Origin of the sequence: Microbacterium sp. K35 (assembly GCF_004794375.1) — a bacterium.
In the GTDB taxonomy this organism is placed as follows: domain Bacteria; phylum Actinomycetota; class Actinomycetes; order Actinomycetales; family Microbacteriaceae; genus Microbacterium; species Microbacterium sufflavum.
This window is the reverse complement of the sequence record NZ_SSDM01000095.1, coordinates 1-1,413: the sequence shown is the minus strand read 5'-3', so window position 1 is coordinate 1,413 and position 1,413 is coordinate 1. Positions and strand designations below refer to the sequence as shown.

The window sequence follows — 1,413 nt, the reverse complement described above, 5'->3', positions numbered from 1 at the left end:
GCAGCGGCTGCCCGCCGCCGTCGCCCGCCCCGCCTACGACCGGGCCCGCGTGCGACCCGGCATCGTGCACCTCGGCGTCGGCAACTTCCACCGCGCGCACGAGGCCATGTTCGTCGACCGGCTGCTGGCCGCGGGCGACGCGGACTGGGGCATCTCCGGCGTCGGCCTGTTGCCCCACGACGCCGCCATGCGCGACGCCCTCGCCGCGCAGGACGGGCTGTACACGCTCGTGACCGTGACGCCCGACAGCACGGAGTCGGCCCGCGTGATCGGTGCGCTCACGGAGTATCTCTTCGCGCCCGACGACCCCGAGGCCGTCCAGGCGCGCCTGAGCGACCCCGCCACACGCATCGTCTCGCTCACGATCACCGAGGGCGGCTACGGGATCGACGAGCGCACCGGCGCCTTCGTGCCGCAGGACGCCGCGACCCTCGCCGACCTCGACGACGCCGCGCACGGGCGCGGCACCCCGCCCCGGAGTGCTCTCGGACACCTCGCCGCCGCCCTCGCCCGCCGCCGCGCGGCCGGGATCGCGCCGTTCACCGTCCTGTCGTGCGACAACATCCCCGGCAACGGCGGCGTCGCCCGCACGGCTCTCAGCGGCTTCGCCGAACGGCTCGACCCGGAACTCGGGGCCTGGATCCGCACGAACGTGGCGTTCCCCCATTCGATGGTCGACCGCATCACCCCGGTGACCACCGACGAGACCCGCGCGCTCGTCCGGGAGCGCTTCGGCGTGGACGACCGGTGGCCGGTGCGCTCCGAGGACTTCGTGCAGTGGGTGCTCGAGGACCGTTTCCCGCTCGGCCGCCCGGCGTTCGACACGGTCGGCGTGCAGCTCGTCGACGACGTCGAGCCGTACGAGCTCATGAAGCTCCGGCTGCTGAACGCCTCACACCAGGCGATGAGCTACCTCGGCATCCTCGCCGGGGCGACCATGGTGCACGAGGTGTGCGCGGACCCGCTCTTCCGCACCTTCCTGCGCGGGTACATGCAGCAGGAGGCCGTTCCCACCCTGCGTCCCGTACCGGGCATCGACCTCGACGCGTACGGGGAGCAGCTGCTCGCCCGGTTCGGCAGCACGGCCGTGCGCGACACCCTCGCCCGGCAGGTCGTGGACGGCTCCGACCGCATCCCCACCTTCCTGCTCCCGGTCGTGCGGGAGCGGCTCGCCACGGGCGGCTCGATCGCGCACGCCGTGCTCGTGCTCGCGGCCTGGAGCGTCTTCCTCGAGGGTGCCGCGGAAGACGGGACGCCGACCCCGGTGTCCGACCGCCGGCTCGCCCTGCTGCGCGCGGCGGTGGCCGCCGAGGCCGCGGAACCCGGCGCGTTCCTGGACTGCACGGAGGTCTTCGGCGACCTGGGGCGCGACGCACGGCTGCGGGCGGAGTTCGTCGCCGCGCGCGCCTCGCT

At 74.5% G+C, this 1,413-nt stretch carries 1 protein-coding gene; it reads left to right on the top strand.

Features of this window, described 5'->3' with window-relative positions; translation table 11 throughout:
- A partial coding sequence (locus tag DW299_RS02545; protein WP_205814313.1) for a mannitol dehydrogenase family protein occupies positions 1–1,413 on the top strand: 1,413 nt, incomplete at both ends.